General features: G+C 29.5%; 3 protein-coding genes and 2 tRNA genes. 3 read left to right on the top strand and 2 right to left on the bottom strand.

Annotated features, from left to right (window positions below):
- Window positions 1-691, top strand: a 691-nt coding sequence (locus ACVC2P_RS15675; RefSeq protein WP_452599396.1) for a hypothetical protein, incomplete at its 5' end; no start/stop codon positions are given.
- Here the strand turns inward: ACVC2P_RS15675 and ACVC2P_RS15670 are convergent.
- Entirely contained in the window at window positions 688-2,388 is a 1,701-nt protein-coding gene (locus ACVC2P_RS15670) for a hypothetical protein (protein ID WP_452599395.1), read from the bottom strand. The genes ACVC2P_RS15675 and ACVC2P_RS15670 overlap by 4 nt on opposite strands.
- A 281-nt stretch (window positions 2,389-2,669) precedes the next feature.
- Between ACVC2P_RS15670 and ACVC2P_RS15665 the strand changes: the two genes are divergently transcribed.
- Window positions 2,670-2,744: transfer RNA gene (locus ACVC2P_RS15665), tRNA-Val, on the top strand.
- Between the two features lie 33 nt (window positions 2,745-2,777).
- A tRNA-Val gene (locus tag ACVC2P_RS15660) sits at window positions 2,778-2,852 on the top strand.
- A 138-nt stretch (window positions 2,853-2,990) separates the two neighbouring features.
- On the opposite strand, the gene ACVC2P_RS15655 is transcribed toward ACVC2P_RS15660, so the two are convergent.
- Window positions 2,991-3,356: T9SS type B sorting domain-containing protein (locus tag ACVC2P_RS15655; protein WP_452599394.1), on the bottom strand; the 366-nt coding region annotated here is incomplete at its 5' end.

The following is a 3,356-nucleotide window of genomic DNA, read 5'->3' as shown; positions in this document are numbered from 1 at the left end:
GTCTGAACGTTCAATAAGTATTAATAAAATTAATCTAGAAATCAATTCTATTTTAGCTGAGGTAGAGGAATTGATAAAAGAAAATAATAATGATGAAAATTTTGAATATTCCAATCAATTAGAAAAAATTAGAGTTGGATTAATTGAAATACAAATAGAAGCAACATTATTAGAAGACGATGATATTTCTGACCAGAAATATCAATTAGATGATAAAAAAAGAAAACTAATTCAATCTTTTGATGCTTTAACCAGAAATAAAGCAATAGCAACAGAAATAGAAGAATACATGTCTTCTAAAGAAAGCTTAGAGTACTTAATTAATAAAGAAGAGAATAAACGTTATGAAGATAAATATTTAAAGATTATTAATAACGAAAAAGAGGTGGTTAATTCTGGAAATAAGTATTTAATACGAGCCAAAATTAAAGAGTTAGAACTTTTATTTAACGATATAATACAATCTAGCGACGAGAATTTTATTTCTTACTTTTTAGGATTAAAGTACAGTACCGAATATTCTAATCAGCGAAAAGCAGATAAATTAATAAAACAAGGAGACGAAGCAATAGATAAACAAGATTATAAATCGCTACGCCATATTGTTTATGCCTTATATGCCATGTTACCAGACTACGAAAAAGAGAGACAGAAACAGTTTAAGGACGATTCTAAAACTGGGTTAAGTTAATTTTTATACTTTTTATTATAATAATTAGTGTAAAGCCTATCTATATTTAATGTATTAAGCTTTACACTTTTTGTGTTTATCGCTTCTTTACGTAAGGTGTCTATAGTAGTAATTGTTTTTCCGCCGATGTTGTTTTTTCTTATATTTATTTTATTGTAGAAAGGTAAAATACTGATCTCTTTTGGAATATCTTTTTCCAGATGTTCAACAGTATACATTTTAGAAATGTCTGTATTATCTATAAAATGAGAGAATTGAGTGTCTACAAAGTTTTCTCCAGTGTAAAAAACTAAAGAGTCTCCAACTTTTAAATCAATATAAGCATTTTTGTTTTTGGGTATATATAAAGATTCATCAATACCCTTTAGTAACCTAAAAACAATAAGATCCTGCATACTCTTGTTTTTTATTTGGGTATAACCCTTATCATTACTTTTGTAATAACTAGGTAAGGTGTAAAACGTTTTAGGATAAGGGTTAGAAAGCGGTTTTATTACATAAGGTGTGATGTGCGCGCTACTAGTTTTTCGTTTAGTTTTACGCTTTAATGTGTATAAAAAGCGAATATGATTTTCTAATTTAAACTTTTCTGAATATTTAGGGAATACTTTGTATTTACTAGTGTTATTTTTTGAATTAGTGTCATCTAAAACTGTGCTTTCTATTACTGTTTCTTCTATGACTTCATCATTATCAAATGTGTTATTATGTTTTATCTTACTTTCTTCAATTATTTCTTTTAGAGTTTTACCATTAGAACCATAAGGTTTGTCTAATAGTTCTTTATAATACTCATTATCTTTAATATTTATAATGGTATTGTCAGAACTTTTATTTGAATAAACTATAATTCGTATAACAATAAAGATAACGACAAGTACAGTGCCTATACCATATCCAGACCCTGAAGTGTTTTTACGTCTTGTATTGTATGAATAAGGCTCGGCAATTTCTGCATTAGAATCTAATAAATCTTTTAAAAAAGTATTTGAAACATCTAATTCGCCCAGAGCAACCATAGTTTTGGCTGCAAAAATGAAATTAATATTATCTGTATTTCGTCTTTTACTGTTATATAAATCAACAGCAGCAGAGCAGAGCTCTTCAATCTCTTCAGAAAATGAGTTAGGAAACTCGTTCAAGCTTCTAATAAAATCATAATCATTAATATAAGCTATTGGGTGTCCCTTTTCAAGAGTTTTTCCTTTTCTTAGGTATACAGAAGCATAATTTAATTTCGATTTAAAAAAGTTTACTATTATCTGATTGATTTCTTCCGAAAATAAAAAATTACGCCTGACAACAAGTAATAATAACTGGTATTTTCCATTATTAAGAGCAGCAGAAAGAAAAGGTTTTATGTTTTCTTTAAAGTAAGGCGTTAAAAAATGTCTTAGAGCTTCAGGATTTTTAATAGCCTCATTATCTATAATGATAGAATCTTCCGAAATATCCGTGTATTGCCCACTTATAATTTTCTTTAGCCATATATGCTTTTCAACAAATAAGTGATTTTGTTTAGCTGTTTCATCTTTAAAATGCTCTATTAATAGAGAAAGCTCTCCTAAGTTACTTGTATTATTAAGTACAGCATTAGCTTTTAGCTGCTTTTGTAGCCTAATTATTTTACTAGCATCAATATTGGAAAGCGCTTCTATGTCTAATCCTAGCTCATCGATTAAAGAAATATACTTCAAATTGGGAGTATTTAATTAAAATTCTAAAATATTAAATTATTAGCTTTTATAACTCAAAATTAAAAAGAAGTATTTTTTTTTAAAGAAGTTGTTAGCTAGAACTATTGTGTTGATTTAATATAAAGTGTTTATTTATAGTTAACTAAAATAAATGTTTTAATTATATGTATTCCATTAAAAAACTTAAACATTAAAAAAACTAAAAATAATTCTAAAAAAGTGTGTAAAATATTTTGAATGGTTAAACTTTACGTTATATTTGCACCCGCAATCAGGAAAAAGGGCGCGTAGCTCAGTTGGTTCAGAGCACTTGGTTTACACCCAAGGGGTCAGGGGTTCGAATCCCTTCGCGCCCACTTTTTCAAATTGCAGTTCATAATACATAATAAGGGCGCGTAGCTCAGTTGGTTCAGAGCACTTGGTTTACACCCAAGGGGTCAGGGGTTCGAATCCCTTCGCGCCCACAAAAAAGGAGTTATCATTATGATAACTCCTTTTTTTATGCACTATACTGAAAACGCTTTATAAAAAACAAATAGAATTATAAAAAAGGTCTAAGCAATAGCTTAGACCTTTTTAAATTAAATATTTAAAATTGTTTATTATCGTTTCAACGCAAAATGGGCCTTAAACGTTTTCACTTCATTAGTACTCGGTTCTCTGTACTGTACCGTAAACCAATAGGTGCTATTAGGCATAGGGTTGCCATTATAAGTCCCATTCCATCCACTTCCAGAAGGACTTAGTTGTTTTAATAGCTTGCCATAACGGTCAAAGATATAAATAATAGCATCCGGTTGTCCAGCTAAGCCATAGATGTTCCACGTATCGTGGTACCCATCCCCATTAGGTGTAAAGTAATGTGGGTAGTCTATAATTGTAATGGTTATGGTAGTTTCCCCACAGCCTATAGCGTCTCTTACTGTAATAGTATGTTCCCCTGCTTCTACATTGCTAAAGGTACACAT

This window comes from Pontimicrobium sp. MEBiC01747, assembly GCF_053601635.1.
Note: the sequence above shows the minus strand (reverse complement) of the source record. Positions and strands in the feature narration are given on the sequence as shown.